This window comes from Pseudomonas sp. MWU16-30322, from assembly GCF_020515535.1.
Taxonomy (GTDB): domain Bacteria; phylum Pseudomonadota; class Gammaproteobacteria; order Pseudomonadales; family Pseudomonadaceae; genus Aquipseudomonas; species Aquipseudomonas fluorescens_H.
On record NZ_JAIWYL010000001.1, the window covers coordinates 54,243 to 70,668 of the forward strand.

At 60.4% G+C, this 16,426-nt stretch carries 17 protein-coding genes and 1 pseudogene; 7 read left to right on the forward strand and 11 right to left on the reverse strand.

Annotated features, from left to right (window positions below; all coding sequences use genetic code 11):
- Positions 1–79 precede the first annotated feature (79 nt).
- From LCH64_RS00280 to LCH64_RS00290, 3 genes are all read left to right on the forward strand, one after another.
- The gene (locus tag LCH64_RS00280) at positions 80–259 is read left to right on the forward strand and encodes a hypothetical protein (protein ID WP_003225702.1); all 180 of its coding nucleotides are present in this window, start codon (positions 80–82) and stop codon (positions 257–259) included.
- 261 nt (positions 260–520) lie between these two features.
- A complete protein-coding gene (locus LCH64_RS00285; protein WP_027613086.1) occupies positions 521–730 on the forward strand; it encodes a hypothetical protein in 210 nt (69 codons plus the stop codon).
- Entirely contained in the window at positions 727–984 is a 258-nt protein-coding gene (locus LCH64_RS00290) for a hypothetical protein (RefSeq protein ID WP_226499128.1), read from the forward strand. The genes LCH64_RS00285 and LCH64_RS00290 overlap by 4 nt, the downstream gene beginning before the upstream one ends.
- A gap of 187 nt (positions 985–1,171) precedes the next feature.
- Here the strand turns inward: LCH64_RS00290 and LCH64_RS00295 are convergent, their stop codons facing one another.
- The 3 genes from LCH64_RS00295 to LCH64_RS00305 are packed head-to-tail and all read right to left on the reverse strand — an operon-like array spanning position 1,172 to position 6,635.
- A complete protein-coding gene (locus LCH64_RS00295) occupies positions 1,172–1,756 on the reverse strand; it encodes a glutathione S-transferase (protein WP_226499129.1) in 585 nt (194 codons plus the stop codon).
- Entirely contained in the window at positions 1,753–5,394 is a 3,642-nt protein-coding gene (locus tag LCH64_RS00300; protein ID WP_226499130.1) for an AAA family ATPase, read from the reverse strand. Before LCH64_RS00300 ends, LCH64_RS00295 begins: the two co-directional genes overlap by 4 nt.
- On the reverse strand, positions 5,391–6,635 hold the full coding sequence (locus LCH64_RS00305) for an exonuclease SbcCD subunit D C-terminal domain-containing protein (protein WP_226499131.1): 1,245 nt from the start codon (positions 6,633–6,635) through the stop codon (positions 5,391–5,393). The genes LCH64_RS00300 and LCH64_RS00305 overlap by 4 nt, the downstream gene beginning before the upstream one ends.
- A gap of 307 nt (positions 6,636–6,942) precedes the next feature.
- Between LCH64_RS00305 and LCH64_RS00310 the strand changes: the two genes are divergently transcribed.
- The gene (locus tag LCH64_RS00310; protein ID WP_226499132.1) at positions 6,943–7,245 is read left to right on the forward strand and encodes a hypothetical protein; all 303 of its coding nucleotides are present in this window, start codon (positions 6,943–6,945) and stop codon (positions 7,243–7,245) included.
- A gap of 82 nt (positions 7,246–7,327) precedes the next feature.
- On the opposite strand, the pseudogene LCH64_RS00315 reads toward LCH64_RS00310, so the two are convergent.
- Positions 7,328–7,526 (reverse strand): annotated as a pseudogene (locus tag LCH64_RS00315) (DUF899 family protein); the annotation flags it as partial.
- Here LCH64_RS00315 and LCH64_RS00320 point away from each other — a divergent pair.
- The 3 genes from LCH64_RS00320 (at position 7,520) to LCH64_RS00330 (ending at position 8,774) form a co-directional block, all read left to right on the forward strand.
- Positions 7,520–7,777, forward strand: coding sequence for a hypothetical protein (locus tag LCH64_RS00320; protein ID WP_226499133.1), 258 nt, complete (start codon positions 7,520–7,522; stop codon positions 7,775–7,777). The pseudogene LCH64_RS00315 and the gene LCH64_RS00320 sit on opposite strands and share 7 nt — an antisense overlap.
- Positions 7,778–7,952: 175 nt before the next feature.
- A complete protein-coding gene (locus LCH64_RS00325) occupies positions 7,953–8,255 on the forward strand; it encodes a hypothetical protein (RefSeq protein WP_112997813.1) in 303 nt (100 codons plus the stop codon).
- Positions 8,256–8,405: 150 nt separating this feature from the next.
- Complete coding sequence (locus LCH64_RS00330) at positions 8,406–8,774, forward strand: hypothetical protein (protein WP_226499134.1); 369 nt, start codon at positions 8,406–8,408, stop codon at positions 8,772–8,774.
- A 135-nt stretch (positions 8,775–8,909) separates the two neighbouring features.
- Here the strand turns inward: LCH64_RS00330 and LCH64_RS00335 are convergent, their stop codons facing one another.
- The 7 genes from LCH64_RS00335 to LCH64_RS00365 form a co-directional block, all read right to left on the reverse strand.
- Entirely contained in the window at positions 8,910–10,547 is a 1,638-nt protein-coding gene (locus LCH64_RS00335; protein ID WP_226499135.1) for a BatD family protein, read from the reverse strand.
- A complete protein-coding gene (locus LCH64_RS00340; RefSeq protein ID WP_226499136.1) occupies positions 10,544–12,286 on the reverse strand; it encodes a tetratricopeptide repeat protein in 1,743 nt (580 codons plus the stop codon). The genes LCH64_RS00335 and LCH64_RS00340 overlap by 4 nt, the downstream gene beginning before the upstream one ends.
- Positions 12,283–13,362 (reverse strand): VWA domain-containing protein, encoded by a 1,080-nt coding sequence (locus LCH64_RS00345; protein WP_201137400.1) that lies wholly within the window; start codon positions 13,360–13,362, stop codon positions 12,283–12,285. The genes LCH64_RS00340 and LCH64_RS00345 overlap by 4 nt, the downstream gene beginning before the upstream one ends.
- Positions 13,355–13,852, reverse strand: coding sequence for a DUF4381 domain-containing protein (locus LCH64_RS00350; protein WP_003225681.1), 498 nt, complete (start codon positions 13,850–13,852; stop codon positions 13,355–13,357). Before LCH64_RS00350 ends, LCH64_RS00345 begins: the two co-directional genes overlap by 8 nt.
- Positions 13,849–14,793: a DUF58 domain-containing protein gene (locus tag LCH64_RS00355; protein ID WP_103520886.1), complete on the reverse strand. Its 945-nt coding sequence runs from the start codon at positions 14,791–14,793 to the stop codon at positions 13,849–13,851. Before LCH64_RS00355 ends, LCH64_RS00350 begins: the two co-directional genes overlap by 4 nt.
- A gap of 5 nt (positions 14,794–14,798) precedes the next feature.
- Positions 14,799–15,758, reverse strand: a complete 960-nt coding sequence (locus tag LCH64_RS00360; RefSeq protein WP_003218556.1) for a MoxR family ATPase — start codon at positions 15,756–15,758, stop codon at positions 14,799–14,801.
- A 268-nt stretch (positions 15,759–16,026) separates the two neighbouring features.
- Complete coding sequence (locus tag LCH64_RS00365) at positions 16,027–16,380, reverse strand: hypothetical protein (RefSeq protein WP_007959333.1); 354 nt, start codon at positions 16,378–16,380, stop codon at positions 16,027–16,029.
- Between the last annotated feature and the right edge of the window lie 46 nt (positions 16,381–16,426).

Here is a 16,426-nt window from a genome sequence, read left to right on the forward strand (position 1 = left end):
GCGATCAACCCTCGAGCGTTAAGTTTGCTTCACGGCCCAACCGGGCAAAGCAAGCCAACCGAACACGAGGGTTACCGCCATGAACTTCAATCTCTTCTCCGTTATCGCCGCTTCCGCCATCTCCGCCACCGTTGCATTGCCAGCCAGTGCCAACGCTGAAGTCAGCAGCAAAAAATCCCACACCCAGAGCTACACCCAGAAATACCTGCAACAGAGCGCCAACTTCTACGCTGCGCTGGATCACAAAGCCCAACACTGAACGTCTGATTTGGCACCGCTCCCTGTAGGAGCTGCCGAAGGCTGCGATCTTTTGATCTTCAACGTCAAAAGATCGCAGCCTTCGGCAGCTCCTACACGTATGCGTGATCGAAAAATCTGCGCTCGATAGGTTTTCTCCAACGCTGAGATAGAAGGCCTAAATAATCAACCAAGCTGATGGTTACTATGGGAAACCCTGAGTGGTTACCGCGGCTTTTTTGATCGATCCTGACGGCACTGAAACATGCCCACGGAGAACATCATGGCCAGTTCAATCATCACCTCAGCCAAGCGCGGCGCCTACCTGGCCATCGGTCTTTACCTGGCCCTGGTGCTGTTTGTCAGCATCGCCGCGCAAACCCAACACAGCTTCGACGCACCGATTCAGGTCGCACACCCCGGCATCCAGTTTGAACACCGCGCAGACGTGCTGGTTGATCGTGCTGAACTCGCAGGAGTGGGCGGAGCATGAAAGGTTACAGACTCTGGGTCATCGCCGGATTGGCACTGATGACCAATGGCGCCGCGTTACTTGGCTTCGGTCAAGGCTCGGTCGGCGCGCTGGCACGGGCCATAGAGGCCAATCACAGCATTGCGCATAACATCGAACGGGCCAACTCGCAGGGGCTGCTGGCCGGCAACCCACCGGTAAAAGTCTCGGCAGATTTTCTCGGCCCTTTCGAAGTGGATTGCATGGCACTCGGCATGTGCAACGCACTCGCTTAGACAACACGAACCACTGTGGCGAGGGAGCTTGCTCCCGCTGGGTTGCGAAGCAGCCCCAAATGCGGCGATCGCCTATTTCTGATGATCCGTGTTGAATGGTTTTGCGACTGCTGCGCAGCCGAGCGGGACGGTGCGACGACTCGACAAGCTCCCTCGCCACAGGGGTTCGGCAAGCAAGAAGAGAAAGTTACTTCTTCATGATCGCCGTGAACAGCTCGGACTCAAGAAAGCCCTGCAACCACACCTGCAACCGCACATAAGGCGTCTGCGCAAACCACTCGCGATCCACATGCGCAAACTGCCGAACGAACGGCAGCAGCGCGATATCCGCAAGACACGGATGATCACTCAGCAAATAATCCCGACCTTCAAGCAACCCATCCAGCCTCTGCAAAAACAACGCGCCCTCAGCCCGATAAACCTCCATCGGCTGCTCGGGATAGCGCTCGGCGTATTTGTAGCGATTCAGATGCAGCTTGAATGCCTGATCGTTGGCTTCGATCAACTCGGCAATCCGTGAATCGCCGCCCAGCAACCAGTTGTCAGGATCATTCTGTGCCAACGCCCAGCGCATGATCTCCAGGCTCTCATCGATCACTCGACCCTCCGCATCCAGCACCGGCACCGTGCCCTTGGGCGAGATCGCCAGCATCTCGGCCGGTTTGGCCTTGAGGCTGACTTCGACGATCTCCACCGGTACGCCCGAATAACGCAGAGCCATTCGCGCGCGCATCGCGTAAGGGCAGCGGCGGAACGAATACAGCGTGTTCATTTCACCTCCAGTGTGCTCAAACCGTTGCCTTGGCGTTGTACCTGAATCTGCACCGGAATCCGTTCGTGCATTTCCTGTACGTGGGAAATCACCGCGACCTTGCGCCCCTGCGCCTGCAAGCCGTCGAGTGCATCCATGGCCAGTTGCAGCGACTCCGGATCGAGGCTGCCGAAGCCTTCGTCGATGAACAGCGATTCGATCTTCAGCGTGCTCGACGCCATCGATGCCAGGCCCAGTGCAAGGGCCAGCGACACCAGGAAGGTCTCGCCGCCGGACAGCGAATGCACCGAGCGCAATTCGTCGCCCATCTCGGTATCCATCACCAGCAGGCCGAGCATGCTGCCGCCGCGTTTCAGGCGATAGCGTTTGACCAGTTGGCGCAACTGCACGTTGGCGTGATGCACCAGCAGATCAAGGTTGTAGGCCTGGGCGATCTTGCGGAAGGTGTCGCCGGTGGCCGAGCCGATCAACGCATTCAAACGCGCCCAGCGCTGATACTCGGCATAGGCATCGGCGATCTGCTGCGCGAGTGCCTGATTGGCGTTTTGCCGGCGCTGATCTTCGGCCTGTTCGGCGCGCAGTTCGGCGCACTGTTGCTCGCTGAGGTTGAACTGGTTCTGCAGGTCGGCGAGGGCGCTGGCGAGTTGTTCGGCATCAAGATTGCCGTTGTGCTGCGCCTGATGATCGGCCAGACGCTGATCACGTTCCTGCAGCAGCACTTTGGCCTGTTCGATGGCTTTTTCGTTGTGCTGCAAGCGCTGGCGCAATTCGCTGAGCTGCGTGTCATCGACGCGCAGCAAGTCTTCGAGACCACCGTCATCCAGCTCCGGATGACGTCCGCGCCAGTCGGCAATTTTCTGCGTCAGCTCATTGTCTTCGCTTTGCAGTGCCTGCAAGCGTTCCTGCTGCGCTTTGAGCTCGGCGCCCACCTGCACCCGTTGCGTGCGCACGTTCTGCAGTTCCGCAGCCGTGCTGGTCTCGGCGTTGCGCGCCTGCTCCACGGCCTGCTCCAGTTGCTGCTGCCAGTGCTCGGCGCTGCTGTGTTCGCCCAGCAGTTGCGCGAGTTGCGCCTGACAGGCCTGTTGCTGTGCGGCCAGTGCGCTGAACTGCTGCTCGGCGCTTTGCAATTGCTGGACGCGGCTGTGCTGGCGATCCTGTTCCTTCTCCAGGGTTTGCTGGCGTTGTTGCTGTTCGGCCAACTCTTCCTTTTGCTGATCGACTTGCGCCAGACGCTCGGCAATCTGCCGATCCAGCTGCATGAAGGTCGCCGCCGGCTCGACGCGCAAGGCTTCGAGGGTGTCGGCCGGCAGCAGGCTGGCGAACGCGGTGAGCTCTTCGTCGAGACGCTGACGGTCGCTGCTCAGTTCGCGTTGTTGGTTGCTCAGGTGATGCGCCGCTTGCTGATGCGCGGTTTCGGCGTTGCGCAGTTGCTGGGTCAGGCGCGCCGCATCCTGTTGCAGGGTGAGCAGGGCGCTCTGGCGTTGTTCGTCCTGCGTGATGCTCTGGTTCAGTTGATCGGTTTGCCGGGTCAGCCAGGCGTCACGCTTGTCGGCATCCTGATTCAGCAACTGAGGGGCCAGCGGATGCGCCTCCAGACTCGGCGCCAGTGCCTGAAGCTGGGCGGTCAATTGCTCCTGCTGTTGCAATAGCTCTTTCTGTCGGGCGATCACGCCACCGACTTCGGCGCGCAGCTCGGTGAGTTTTTCCTTGAGCTGATCCACCGCTTGCTGCGCGCTGGCCTGCTCGGACTCATCGTGACGGCCGAGGCTTTGCAGCAGCGCTTCCGGCTGATGATACGGATGTTTGTTGCTGCCGCAGACCGGGCAGGGCTGGTCGTCCTGCAACTGCGCGCGCAACTCTTCGACACTGGCACTGCGCGCCAGACGCTGGCGCTCGAGCAGTTCACGGGTGACGCTGAGGGTTTGCTCGGCGATGGTCAGTTCGGCTTTGCTTTTCACCCCATCCTGGGTCAGGCGTTCGCGTTCCTGCTGCGCGTCGAGCAGGCGCTGTTGCAGCTCGGCGCCGCGTTTTTCCAGCTCCTGCTGACTGGCCCAAAGCCGCGTCAGGTCTTCGATGGCGCGCAGCTGTTTGCGGTTGTCCTGCAACAGAGTGCCGAGGATGCCGATCTGCTCGGCGACCGCATCCGGCTCGGCGCCGGCCTCCTTGAACAGCACTTCCAGTTGCTGCTTTTGCGTGGCCAGCGCTTCGGCGCTTTGGCTTGCATTCTGTTCGAGGGTCGCCAGTTCGGCTTGCCCTTTGTTCAGTCGATTACCGATCAGCATCAACTGTTGCAGGCGATCGCGGTAGGCATTCCATGCATCGCTGAGCGGTGCCAGATGAGCACTTTGTTCGAGCTCGGTGGCCATTTTCTGCAGGCGTTCAGCAACTTCAGCCTGTTTTTCCTGCAAGGCTTGAATGGCGCTCTGGCCTTGCGTGCAGGCCTGCTCGGCGGCTTGGCGCGCGTCGGCGCTGAGGGCGGTGTCTTTGGCGAGGCGGGCGAGGGTGCTCTGCTCTTCGAAAGCCTGACGCAGCAGCGGGGCGCTTTCGCTGTTGCGCTGCTGCGCTTCGGTCAGGGCGATTTTTGCCGCATCGAGTGCCTGCTCCAGTTGCGTCTGACGCTTATTGAGTTCGCCATGCTGGCGGGTGTGCGCGGCAATTTGTGCGGCCAGCGGCGTCAGTTGCGCATCGAGTTCAGTCTTGCGCGCGAATTGGTGCCGTTGCGGGGCGAGTTGTTCCAGGCGCGTCAGCTTCAGGCGCTCGCAGGCCAGGCTTTCCCACTGTTGCTGCGCACTGTGCAGTTGTTCGGCAGCCGCTTGCTGCGCGTCCTGCAACTGGCGCAAATCCTTGAGCCAGCTGTGCTGTTGTTCCAGTTGCTTGAGCTGCGCTTGCTGCAACTTCAATTGCTGCTGGGCAGCGTTGAAACGCTCATCCAGTTCGGCCCGGGCTTCGGGGGCGAGCGGAGTGACGCCGGTGGCTTGATCCTGCAGCAGCTTGTGCGCTTCGCGGGCTTCTTTGGTCTTGTCGAACGCGCGGCGGCCGAGGCGGGTGTAGAGCGCGGTGTCGGTGAGTTTTTCCAGCAGTTCGCTGCGGTCGTTGTCGTCAGCCTTGAGAAACGCACTGAACTCGCTCTGAGCCAGCAGCACGGCGCGGGTGAACTGTTCGAAGTTCAGACCGAGTGCGGCTTCGAGCTGGGTCTTGTACTCGCCTTTCTGACTGGCGAGCAGTTGATCCTGATCGATGTCACGCAGGCTCTGACGGCTGGCCTGCAACTTGCCGCCAGCCTTTTCCCGGGCGCGGTTGGCTTCCCAGCGCGCACGGTAACGGCGGCCGTCGACGCCAACAAAATCCACCTCGGCATACCCTTCGCCGGTGCCGCGCCGCAGCAAGGTGCGCGGGTCGCCGGTGGCGATTTCACCGTCAGCGTCCGGCACCTTGGCATCGCGACCGGTGTTGTTCAGGCGCGGGACCGCACCGAACAGCGCCAGGCACAGCGCGTCGAGCAGGGTACTTTTCCCGGCGCCGGTCGGCCCGGTGATCGCGAACAGCCCGGCACTGGCCAGCGGTTCGGCGGTGAAATCAATCTCGAACGGCCCGGCCAGCGAGGCGAGGTTCTTCAAGCGAATGGCGAGAATCTTCATGGCTGCTCGCCCTCCAGTTGCACGTCTTGCAGCAGTTCGGCGAAGTCCTTGAGCGTCTGTTCATCGACCTCGTTGCCGTAATTGTCGAGCCAGGCGCGACTGAACAGTTCCTGCGGGGTGAGTTGATCGAGTTCGATCAATGCGCTGCCTTCTTCGGCACCGTCAGCACCGCGATTGCCGGCGTATTCGGCGGCAATCCGCACCAGGCGCACGGCCTTGCCTTGCAGGGCGTTTTCCACTTGATGGCGCAGATCCGGCTGTGGCTCGTCGAGGGTCACGCGCACTTCCAGCCATGGCTGGCGCTGGGTTTCAGCGAGCAGATCAATATTCGGCAGGTCGGCCAGTTGCAGCAGGATCTCCGCCAGCGGCGCCGGGCCGATGCGTTGCAGGTTGACCGAGCGCGGGATCAGTTTCGGTTCAACGCTGACCAGCGTTTCACCGTCGAGGATGACGTCGAGAATCTGGTGCTGATAACCGATCTCCGAGAACGACAACGGAATCGGCGAGCCGCTGTAGCGAATGCGCTCTTCACCGTTGACCTTCTGCGGCTTGTGCAAATGGCCGAGGGCGACGTAGCTGATGCTCGGCCCGAACAAACTGGCGGGCAGCGCTTCGGCATTACCGATGATCAGGCTGCGCTCGGAGTCTTCCGAGACCGAGCCGCCGGCCATGTGCGCATGGCTGATGGCGACCAGCGCCTGACCCGGTTGGCGCTTGGCATTCGCCGCTTCGATCAGCCATTCATGCACCTGACCGATGCCGCGCAGATAGTTGTCGCCGAGGTGTGCACCGGTCACTTCCGCCGGACGCAGGAACGGCAGCGCCAGGCACCATGCGGCGATCTCGCCTTGGGCATTCGGCAGTGGCAGCAGCAGACGTTCGGCGTCGAGTTGGCCGTCATCCAGCCACAACACCCGACCCAGCGCATGGGTGCGCAAACGGCGCATCAACGGCGCTGGCAGCTCGATGCGCGAGCCGGAATCGTGGTTGCCGGCAATCATCACGATGGTCAGCAACGGTTGCTGCTCGTGGGCGCTGACGATGAAGTCGTAGAGGCGTTCCTGGGCTTTGACCGGCGGATTGACCGTGTCAAAGATGTCCCCGGCAATCAGCAGCACATCCGGCTGCGCCAGTTGCAGTTGGCGCAGCAGCCATTCAAGAAAGCACGCATGCTCGAAATCGCGCTCCTGGCCATGCAGGTTTTGCCCAAGGTGCCAGTCGGAGGTGTGGAACAGACGCAAGGTGGACTCCGCTACAGAAATAGGTGATGGCCGCGGGGGGAAATGATGGGCGGCTAAAGAGGGGGGAGTTTACAGATTATTGCGTCAGGAGGGCTGACCGTGGCTCAGCAGGACGGTGGTATGGACGCGCAATTTGGCCATGATCGTTTATCGACAACTCAATCTGTTAATTGACGCCAAAATAGTGGCCATCTAATATCTCGGGATCTTCTCGACCTGATTCGTTGCAAGTGTTCTACACGATTGACGGTAAAACGAAATCTGTAGTGTTTGAGAACGAAGCCCGAAAAATACCGGAGATAATCGAGTGATCACAGATGATCTAGAAATCGTCAAAAAAATTTTTCAGATGGTCGAGGGGGGTGTTGTTCACGGCTACGATGCCTTCCGTTACGAGATCGAGATGGGTGAAGGGTTTATGGAGGCCGAACTGACGGTAGAGAAAGACGGTGTTGAGGTAACGGACGCTGAAATCAATTTCGATGTCTCCGACATATATTTTTTGGCAAAAGATTTAAAGGCTAATGCCGTGAAACGTGGCGAGCCATGGAAATCATTTGTGATGTCTTATCGTGACGGCGAGCAAGTGAAGACAAAATTCAACTATTGATCCGCGAAGTCTTTGCAAAAAGTTATCTTGCTATCTGAAAAACCGGCGGCACTGGTCGTCCGTTTCCAGAGTTGACGCCATTTCACTTATGGCAGCAACTCGAGGCTTTTTCATTTTCATACCGATCATGATGCGCCCCCATCCATGATCTCATCCTCATTCCTGCCCTTGGGTATGAGGTTGAAGTAGTTGTCTGCATCGACCAGCATGTCCACGCCGCGGGCATAGGTTGAATACGTAGGGAAAATCTCGCCCTTTGCATCACGATGGTAAGGTGACAGATTTATTTTTGACGAACCAGTTCCATAAAGAGGTTTATATGCTTTGCCTAAGGTGTCAGCAGGACTATATTGTTAAGGCGAAAATCAAAGCAACCGAAGCTTTTATTTTTACTTGTCCGGAGTGTGATGCAACGTGGTTCAAGATCGAAGAAATTGGGGTTGCGCCTTTTTTGGATTTCGCTACTTACATGAATAGTATTGGCCTTGCCGGAATGTGGGAAGAGTTAGAGGTTATTGCTGAAAGAGTATGAGTTTCAGTAATTTCGGCTCGAGGAGTAAAAGGTCAGCGCGTTGTCAGGGGCAAATGGGGACAAACCACTTTTAGAAAGCACTGCGAAAACGTAGTCTGTCCCCGTTTTACATTGACGGTAAACACAAAGCCGTGGCTTTTAAAAATGAACCTCATCAAATTCCGGAGGTAATAGAGTGATTACAGAGGACTTCGAACTCGTTAAATCAATTTTTGAACTGGTCGAGACCGGAATTGTTCACGGTTATGAGTCCTTTCGATACAGCATTGAGTGGGGGGGGAACTATATGGAGACCGACCTCGCTGTGGAAAAAAATGGCTCAGAAATTTGGGACGCTGAAACTGATTTCAATCACTGGAAAATCTATGTGCTTGTAGAAAAGCTACACGAGCATGCGGTTGCTCGCGGTGAGCCATGGAAGTCCTTTGTCCTGTCTTATCGCGAAGGCGAACAGGTCAAAACAAAATTCAACTATTAGACGGTGATGCGTATTCCAGGCATCCAGGGTGCAGCGGGCGGTATTGCCGGCCGCTGACTTTCCTTTGATTTGCTGATCACCTCCGGTGGTCGTAACTTGAAATCATTTCCGCTTCATACCGATGCGGTTTGAAACTGCTGGAGAATGGAGATGCGGGTTGAAAGCTTGTTCAATCAGGCCAGAGGAATGGTTAAAGGGCTATATTTTCATGCGATGGATGAACTTGGTTTTCGTCCGGAGCAAGCTTTTGCCTATGCTCAGGATGATCTGGAACTCTTGATGCGCAAAGATGCGCCCGGTCCGAATGCGATTCTTCAAACCGCCATTTACATGGAAGGACTTCGCCGCGGCATGCAGCTGTCAAAAGAAGATCCATACACGAGTGATATGTTGGGGATTTTGGCGCAGACCTACAGCAAATGCAGCGTTGAGAGCCTGATCGAGGCAGATGTCGATGACGAGGAGTTGAAAATTATCCAGTCAGATATGGAAACTGTGCGGAAGTTTTTTCTACTTTAAGTGGTCAAGTCAAATATCGTTTGAAGGTCGATTGAATCGACCATTCAACATCAAAAGATCGCAGCCTGCGGCAGCTCCTACAGGGAATAAATGCCCACTCTGTAGGAGCTGCCGCAGGATGCGATCTTTTGCTTTTTACTTCGGATAAAGCGGTGGCAACCCACTGTCACCCACCGGATCCTGCACCCGCTCCGCCGCCGGAATGGTGCGGATTGCCCGCCACAGATCTTCGCCTTGCCAATGCTGCCCCGTCTCGCTGTACAGCGCACCATTCAGCCCATCCAGCGCATCCGACAACGGCACAAACCGCGCCGCCATATCGGCAAGGGTTTCCGGTTGCTGCCGCGCCCATGCATCGAGTGCCTGACGCGTCGCTTGCGGATCGTTGGCCTGGCTCGCACGCTTGATGTCGTCCAGCAGTGTGCGCGGGCTTGGGCCGGTTTGTGCGGCGCGGTGCACCGCCGGTTGCCAGCGCGCGCGCCACCACAGGCCGAAGCCGAGGAGGGTGGTGCAGGCGAGGATCAGGGTGCTGAGTTTCCACCACCACAGCACATCGTTATCGACGACGCTCGGTTGCAGATTGCCGGCCGGGGTGTCGACCTGCAGGCTCGGGTTGTTCGCCACTTGCAGGGTGCGCGCCGGCAGGCTGGTGTGTTCCAGATGATCTTCGAAGGTGTTCCACCAGATCACGTCGACGCTCGGCAACTCGATCGCACCGCTGCGGCTCGGCACCAGCGCTTCGCGTTCTTCACGGCTGCCGATCAGGCCGCGCTCGCCGCTCTGGTTGCTCAGCACCGGTTGATCCGGGTAACGGCGCAGGCCGTTGGCGTCGGTGGCGGGCAGGGCCGGCAGTTGCGAACTGGCCAGGCCTTCGGCTTTCAGGGTCAGGCTGCGGGTCAGGGAGTCGCCGACCTGAGTGTGATCCGGCTCCGGATTCCAGCTTTCGCTCAGACTCAGGCTGCGGGCGGGCAGCCAGGGTGCGTCGGCCGGGTAAGTCAGCGGTTTCGGTTTGACCGTCAGCGGAATCTCCGAGGAACTGACGCGCAGCAGCTTGCCCGGTTTCGGGCCTTGTGCGGTCGCGTCCTGGGCGGGCTGGGTATCGACCAGCGTGGCACTGAACGTCTGCGGGGCGATGGTCAGCAAACCGCTGTGCTGCGGATAGATCGCGTAGCGCATCTCGATCACGCCATGACGCACGCCGTTGATGTCTTTCTCGTAGGTGCGCGTGTCGCCCAACTGCTCGATGCGCGCATCGGCGATCTGCAACGGGGCCAGGCTGCTGTCGTCGTACAGCGACACCGAATGATAGATGCGCAGGGTCAGGATCGCCTGCGCCTGCACATACACGCTGGACTGGTCGAGGCTGGCCTCGATAAACACCGGATCCGGATTGTTTTTCTCTTCGCGGGTATCGCTCTCGACCACTTGCACGGTGATCGGCTGGCTCTGCACATCACCCAGTTGCAGCGGCGGAATGGTCACGCTGCCGTTCTCTTTCGGCAGCAGGGTGATGATCCAGCGCGTGGTCGCACGATTGTCGCCATTGAGGGTGTTCAACTGGTTGACCTGGCGCGTGCCGCGCACCTCGAACAACGGTTCCAGCGGCGTCAGGTCGGGCTTGCCGAACTGCGTGACATCGTTGGTTTCGAGAGTGAGTTCGACCGTCTCGCCGGTGTTCAGGCGACTGCGATCCACGCTGGCCGTCAGCTCGGCCGCCTGGGCGGTGGCCATGCAGATCAGCAGGGGCAGCAAGAGAGCGGTGAAGCGGGTCATCGAGTTTTTCCCTGATCCTGATGTTGTTGCTGTTCGTACCAGAATTTGCGTCGCAGCAATTCCCCCGGGTTGTCCGGAATCTTGCCCAGCCATTGTTCCAGTGCCTGACGCTGTTCGCCTTCGAGGGTGTCCTCGCCGGGTTGCAGGATCGGCGCAGTATTCGGTGATTCATCCGGCAGGTTGCCCGGCACTTCGTTGGGTCCCGGTTGCGGTGGTGTGGTCGGCGGCGGTTCGTTGGCCGACTCGCCGGGCTGGGCCTCGCTCGGGGTGTCACTGTTGACCGCCGGTGGCGGCGCGGTCGCTGGCGGTGGTTCATCGCCGGGTACGTTCGGCTGGGCCGTTTGCGGCTGCGGCTGCGGCTCGGCCGGCGGCGGGGTGTTCTTCTGCTTGAGCAGGTTTTCCACCAGAGCCTTGTTGGTCAGCGCCGGACGCAAGTCCGGTTGCAGTTCCAACGCTTGTTCGTAGGCATCGATGGCCGCTTCCAACTCGCCACTTTTCGCCAGGGCGTTGCCACGATTGTAGTGGGCGCGGGCATCGCTGCCTTCGGCGAAACGCTGAGCGGCGCCACTGTAATCGCCGGCTTCGTACAACGCCAGCCCTTGCCACTGGTGATCTTCGAAGTGCTCGGCGGCTTCGGCCGGGCGCTTCTGCTTGAGCAGGTGCAGGCCCTGTTGGTCAGGGCGCAGCCACAGGTCTTCGAAGTCGAAAGCGTAGCTCGGCTGGGGCAGACAAAACAGCAATGGCAGACAGAACAACCAGCCACGGCGTCCGGCGCAAGCGGCCAGCAGCAACAGTGGCAACAACAGCCAGTAACCCTGATCGGCCCAAGTGTCGAGGCGCACGGTCTGGCCATCGTTGCGCAGACTGCGCGGGCCATCGAGCAGGCCGAGGGCGCGCAAATCGCTCTCGTCCAGCCGCGCACTGTGGTAGTCGCCGCCGATGCTGGCGAGGAACGCGCCGAGGCTCGGGCTGTCGAGTTGCGGCACGCGGATCGCGCCTTGTTCATCCTTGAGGAAACTACCGTCCTCCTGAGCAATCGGTGCGCCTTCAGCGGTGCCGATGCCGAGCATCAGCAGTTGCGCCGATTGTTTGCCGAGGGCGCGGCGGATGCCTTGGCGTTCTTCTTCACTCAGCGACGAGCCGATCAGCAGAATCCGCCCCTGACCGAGGGCGCCTTGCTTGAGCAATGTCAGCGCCTTGATGACCCCGAGGTCAGCGCGGTTGCCGCTTTCCGGCATCAACGACGGCTTGAGGGCGTCGAGCAGATTGCGACTGGTCGCCAGGTCATCCGACAGCGGCACCAGCGTGTGCGCACTGCCGGCGTAGACGACGATCGCGGTCTGCGCATCGCTGCGTGCCTGCAACAGGTCGAACAGTTTGCGCCGGGCCTGTTCCATTCGAGTCGGCGGTGAGTCGGTGGCGAGCATTTCCGGGGTCAGTTCCAGCACGACGACCAGCGGGTCGGCAGGCTTCTGACTAGTTTGTTCGACCCGCTCCCAGCTCGGTCCGAGCAGGGCGACAATGGTCAGCAGCCACGCCACGCCAAGGGCGACCCACGGCAGCTTACTGTCGCGACCGTTACCGCCACTGAGCAGCGTCGAGTGGAACGCCGGCGGCAGAATCATCTGCCAGCGCCCGGCGCGTTTCTGTCGGTGCCAGAGTTGCCAGAGCAACCAGCCCAGCAGCGGCAGGAGTAGCAGCCACCAGGGGCGGAACCAGTGCGGCCAGAGCGCGATCATCGGCGCCTCCGCAGACGCAAACGCTTGAGGCGTTCGCGCCAGTCAGGCAGCGGACTTTGCAGATACAGCTCCTTGGTGAACAGGCGTTGCAACGGGTTGTCCGGCCACAACTCACGGGCGACCAGCAGCAGACTGAACAGCAAGGCCAACGCCAGCGGCCACTGATACAAGGCTTGTGCGGGGCGCGCCTGGGTCGGTTGCTGAGTGACCGGTTCGAGCTGGTCGAGGGTGTTCTTGATCGCTTGCAGCTCTTTACCATCGCGGGCACGAAAATACTGACCGCCGGTGGCTTGGGCGATGGCTTTGAGCGCCGGCTCATCGAGATCCAGGCTCGGATTGACCCCAAGCAGGCCGGTGCTGCCGCTGGCTTCAGGGTCGGCACCGATGCCGATCGGGTAGATTTTTACGCCTTCGCTGGCAGCCAGTTTTGCCGCGGTCAGAGGATCGATTTCGCCGCCGTTGTTGGCGCCGTCGGTCACCAGGATCAACACTCGGCTCTGTGCCGGACGCATGCGCAGGCGTTTCAGCGCCAGACCGATAGCGTCGCCGATGGCGGTGTTTTTGCCGGCGATGCCGATGCGCGCTTCATCGAGCCAGACGCGCACGGTGTGGCGGTCGAAGGTCAGCGGCGCTTGCAGGTACGCCTGACTGCCAAACAGGATCAGACCGACACGGTCACCGTCGCGGCTTTCAAGAAAGTCGCCGAGCAGATGCTGGACCAGCGTCAAGCGGCTGACATCTTCGTCCTGCCACTGCATATCGGGGAAATCCATCGAGCCGGACACATCCACCGCCACCAGCAGATCACGCCCGCTGGCGGCTATCGGCAGCGGTTCGCCCAGCCACTGCGGGCGCGCGGCGGCAGCCAGCAGCAACAGCCACAGCAGCAGGAACGGTGCTTGCTGGCGCCACGCCGGCAGATTGGCTCGGGCACGCCGACGGGCGAGGCCTTCCAGGTCGCTGAGGAAACTCACTTTTAAGGCGGGTTCGCCACTGTCGGCCACCGGCAGCACGAGGCGCATCAGCCACGGCAGCGGCAACAGCAGGAAAATCCACGGCCAGGCAAACTCAAACATGCTTGCGGATCCAGGTGTCGACGGCTTGGGTCAGGCCGGCAATGGCTTTGTCGTCGAGTTTGCACTCGGGTTTGTAGGCGCCTTCGACCAGTACCATCCAGCGCGTCAGGCCGGCTGCCGGGCAGCGGTTGTCGAGAAACGCCAGCCATTTGCGGCCGTTGAGCGTGTGGCTCTGGCTGTAGGGGTAATGGTTGCGGCACAGGCGTTTGAGCAGGCCATTGAGTTGTTGCAGCCAGGCGCCGGCGGGTGCGCCGTCGTAAGGTTTGGGCATCTGCGCCAGTTCGGCGAGGGCGGCGATGCGCACCGGGTCGAGCGGTTGTTCGGCGCGCACGATCGGGCGTTTCTTGATCGGAATGAACCGGCGCAGGCGCCACGCGGCGAAGCCGAGCAACGGTAACAACAGAAGCAGCAACCACCAGCCCGGCGCCGGCGGCCAGAAGGCAATCGGTGGCGGGGAAATCAGCGGTTGCAGTTGTTCGAGGCCGTTCATCGTCCTGTCCCCGGACGCTGCGGATTGAGAAACTCGCGCATCTGCTCGACCATCTCGCTTTGCGTGCTCAGCGGCATCAGCAATACCCGCAGTTTCTGCGCGAGCAGCTCCCAGCGGGCGATGCGTGCTTCGGCCTGGGCGCGATACGTCTGGCGCAGCTCGAAATTCAGCGTATCGAGTTCCAGTTGCGCGCCGCGCTCGGCGAATCGTAATAGCCCGGCGGCGGGCAGGGCGTGATCCAGCGGATCGGACAGCGGCAGCAGCAGCAAGTCGCAGTGCCGTGACAGCAGGCTCAGTTGTTGTTCGGCGCTGTCCGACAATGCGCGCTCATCGCAAATCACGATGGCCAGGCTGCCCGGGCGCAGCACCTCGCGCGCGCGGCGCAGGGCCACGCCAAAGGCATCGTGATCCGGTTCGCGTTCGGTATGCAGCGACTGGTTGACCTTGACCAGCCGGTTGAGCAATTGCAGCAGGCTTTGTTTGCTGCGCCGGGGTTTGATTTCGTAGTGCTCGTTGTCACCGAACACCAGTCCGCCAACCCGGTCGTTGTGGCCGAGGGCCGCCCAGCCGATCAGCGCCGCCACTTGCGCCGCCAGCACCGACTTGAACATCAGCCCGGAGCCGAAAAACAGCCGGGTGCTTTGCTCGACCATGATGAAAATCGGGCGCTCGCGTTCTTCATGGAACAGCTTGGTGTGCGGCTCCTGGGTGCGCGCCGTCACGCGCCAGTCGATGGTGCGTACGTCGTCGCCGGCCTGATAGACCCGCACCTGATCGAAGTCGACGCCACGGCCACGGAATTTCGAGTGATGCAGACCGATCAGCGGACTGCGCTGACTGGGTGTGGAAAACAGCTGCACTTCGCGCACACGGTGGCGCATCTCGATCAGGTCGGTGAGGCTGATGCGGATGCCCGGTTCGGACGGCAGGGGGGCGTTCATGGGGGTCAAGCGACGGCTACGACGTCGAGAATCCGCTGCACCACCCGATCCTGATCGATGCCGGCGGCTTCGGCTTCAAACGACAGAATGATGCGGTGACGCAACACGTCGAACAGCACGGCCTGAATGTCCTCGGGGCTGACGAAATCGCGACCGGCCAGCCACGCGTGAGCACGGGCGCAGCGGTCGAGGGCGATCGAGCCGCGCGGGCTGGCGCCATAGGCGATCCACTCGGCCATTTCCGGGTCGAATTTGGCCGGCGTGCGCGTGGCCATGACCAGTTGCACCAGGTATTCCTCCACGGCGTCGGCCATGTACAGGCCAAGGATTTCCTTGCGCGCGGCGAAGATCGCTTGCTGGCTGACCCGGCGCTCGGGTTTGGTTTCGCCATTGAGGGCTTCGCCACGGGCCTGTTGCAGGATGCGGCGTTCGACGGCGGCGTCGGGGAAGCCGATTTTCACGTGCATCAGGAAGCGATCGAGCTGCGCTTCGGGCAGCGGGTAGGTGCCTTCCTGCTCGATCGGGTTCTGCGTGGCCATCACCAGAAACAGCGGTGACAGTTCATACGTGCTGCGTCCGACGCTGACCTGACGCTCGGCCATTGCTTCGAGCAGCGCCGATTGCACCTTGGCCGGGGCACGGTTGATTTCGTCCGCCAGTACCAGGTTGTGGAAGATCGGCCCTTGCTGGAACACGAAACTGCCGGTTTCCGGGCGATAGATCTCGGTGCCGGTGATGTCGGCCGGCAGCAGGTCCGGGGTGAACTGGATGCGATGGAACTGGGCTTCGATGCCCTCGGCGAGTTCTTTGATCGCTTTGGTCTTGGCCAGACCCGGAGCGCCCTCGACCAGCATGTGGCCGTCGGCGAGCAGGGCGATGAGCAAACGCTCGATGAGTTTTTCCTGGCCGAGAATCTGCGTTGAAAGAAAGGTTCGCAGCGCCAGCAGCGCTTCACGATGTTCCATCGGTGACTGTTCCTGGAAAGGGTGGCCGCAGGCGTTCGGATAACGCCGTGGCTGGGGGCGTTACTTTAATCCATCGAGGGGGGTGGCGACTAACGGCATTTTGCGCAAAGTGCGGGAAATGACTGGGGCAATTGTTGGAATTTTGTAGCCGGGAAGTGATTGGTTGACTGTTCCGGCCCTATCGCGAGCAGGCTCACTCCTACATAGGGGCGTCGTACACCGTACTGTAGGAGTGAGCCTGCTCGCGATGAGTCCCTTGAAGACGCCATCAAATCTGGCTAATGAAAGTGCCAGTCCCATCAAGGATGTTCTTCAGGGTTTCTTCAACTTCAGCCAGATCAACCATGTCCGGATTGAAGGTGATTTCCAGCACATCATCGCCATTCAGCGCATCGGCATCCGCCGCCGCGATCTCGATCTTCAGCAGAGTCTTGGTCAGGGTGACTTTCACGCCGTCCAGCGTCGAAGGCTCGCCATCCAGGGTGATCTCCAGCTCGTCCTCGTCCGGGTAGCGGCTCATCAGAAACATGTCGCCCTTGTCGCTGTGGCAGCAGAGCATGGCCATGTTGTCTTCTTCGTCGTCGCACGGGTTGACGATCAATAGGGCGGTGGTCATTTGCATGGGGAATTCCTGCCTCGGCGGGCGTGTTGGTCGCAATTGGGCGCGA

Excerpts from the sequence above, each read along its gene's own strand:
- LCH64_RS00355 (WP_103520886.1), bottom strand. The coding sequence starts at position 14,793 with ATGAACGCCCCCCTGCCGTCCGAACCGGGCATCCGCATCAGCCTCACC.
- LCH64_RS00290 (WP_226499128.1), top strand. The coding sequence starts at position 727 with ATGAAAGGTTACAGACTCTGGGTCATCGCCGGATTGGCACTGATGACC.
- LCH64_RS00300 (WP_226499130.1), bottom strand. The coding sequence starts at position 5,394 with ATGAAGATTCTCGCCATTCGCTTGAAGAACCTCGCCTCGCTGGCCGGG.
- LCH64_RS00295 (WP_226499129.1), bottom strand. The coding sequence starts at position 1,756 with ATGAACACGCTGTATTCGTTCCGCCGCTGCCCTTACGCGATGCGCGCG.
- LCH64_RS00285 (WP_027613086.1), top strand. The coding sequence starts at position 521 with ATGGCCAGTTCAATCATCACCTCAGCCAAGCGCGGCGCCTACCTGGCC.
- LCH64_RS00345 (WP_201137400.1), bottom strand. The coding sequence starts at position 13,362 with ATGTTTGAGTTTGCCTGGCCGTGGATTTTCCTGCTGTTGCCGCTGCCG.
- LCH64_RS00360 (WP_003218556.1), bottom strand. The coding sequence starts at position 15,758 with ATGGAACATCGTGAAGCGCTGCTGGCGCTGCGAACCTTTCTTTCAACG.
- LCH64_RS00280 (WP_003225702.1), top strand. The coding sequence starts at position 80 with ATGAACTTCAATCTCTTCTCCGTTATCGCCGCTTCCGCCATCTCCGCC.
- LCH64_RS00330 (WP_226499134.1), top strand. The coding sequence starts at position 8,406 with ATGCGGGTTGAAAGCTTGTTCAATCAGGCCAGAGGAATGGTTAAAGGG.
- LCH64_RS00335 (WP_226499135.1), bottom strand. The coding sequence starts at position 10,547 with ATGACCCGCTTCACCGCTCTCTTGCTGCCCCTGCTGATCTGCATGGCC.
- LCH64_RS00340 (WP_226499136.1), bottom strand. The coding sequence starts at position 12,286 with ATGATCGCGCTCTGGCCGCACTGGTTCCGCCCCTGGTGGCTGCTACTC.
- LCH64_RS00365 (WP_007959333.1), bottom strand. The coding sequence starts at position 16,380 with ATGCAAATGACCACCGCCCTATTGATCGTCAACCCGTGCGACGACGAA.
- LCH64_RS00350 (WP_003225681.1), bottom strand. The coding sequence starts at position 13,852 with ATGAACGGCCTCGAACAACTGCAACCGCTGATTTCCCCGCCACCGATT.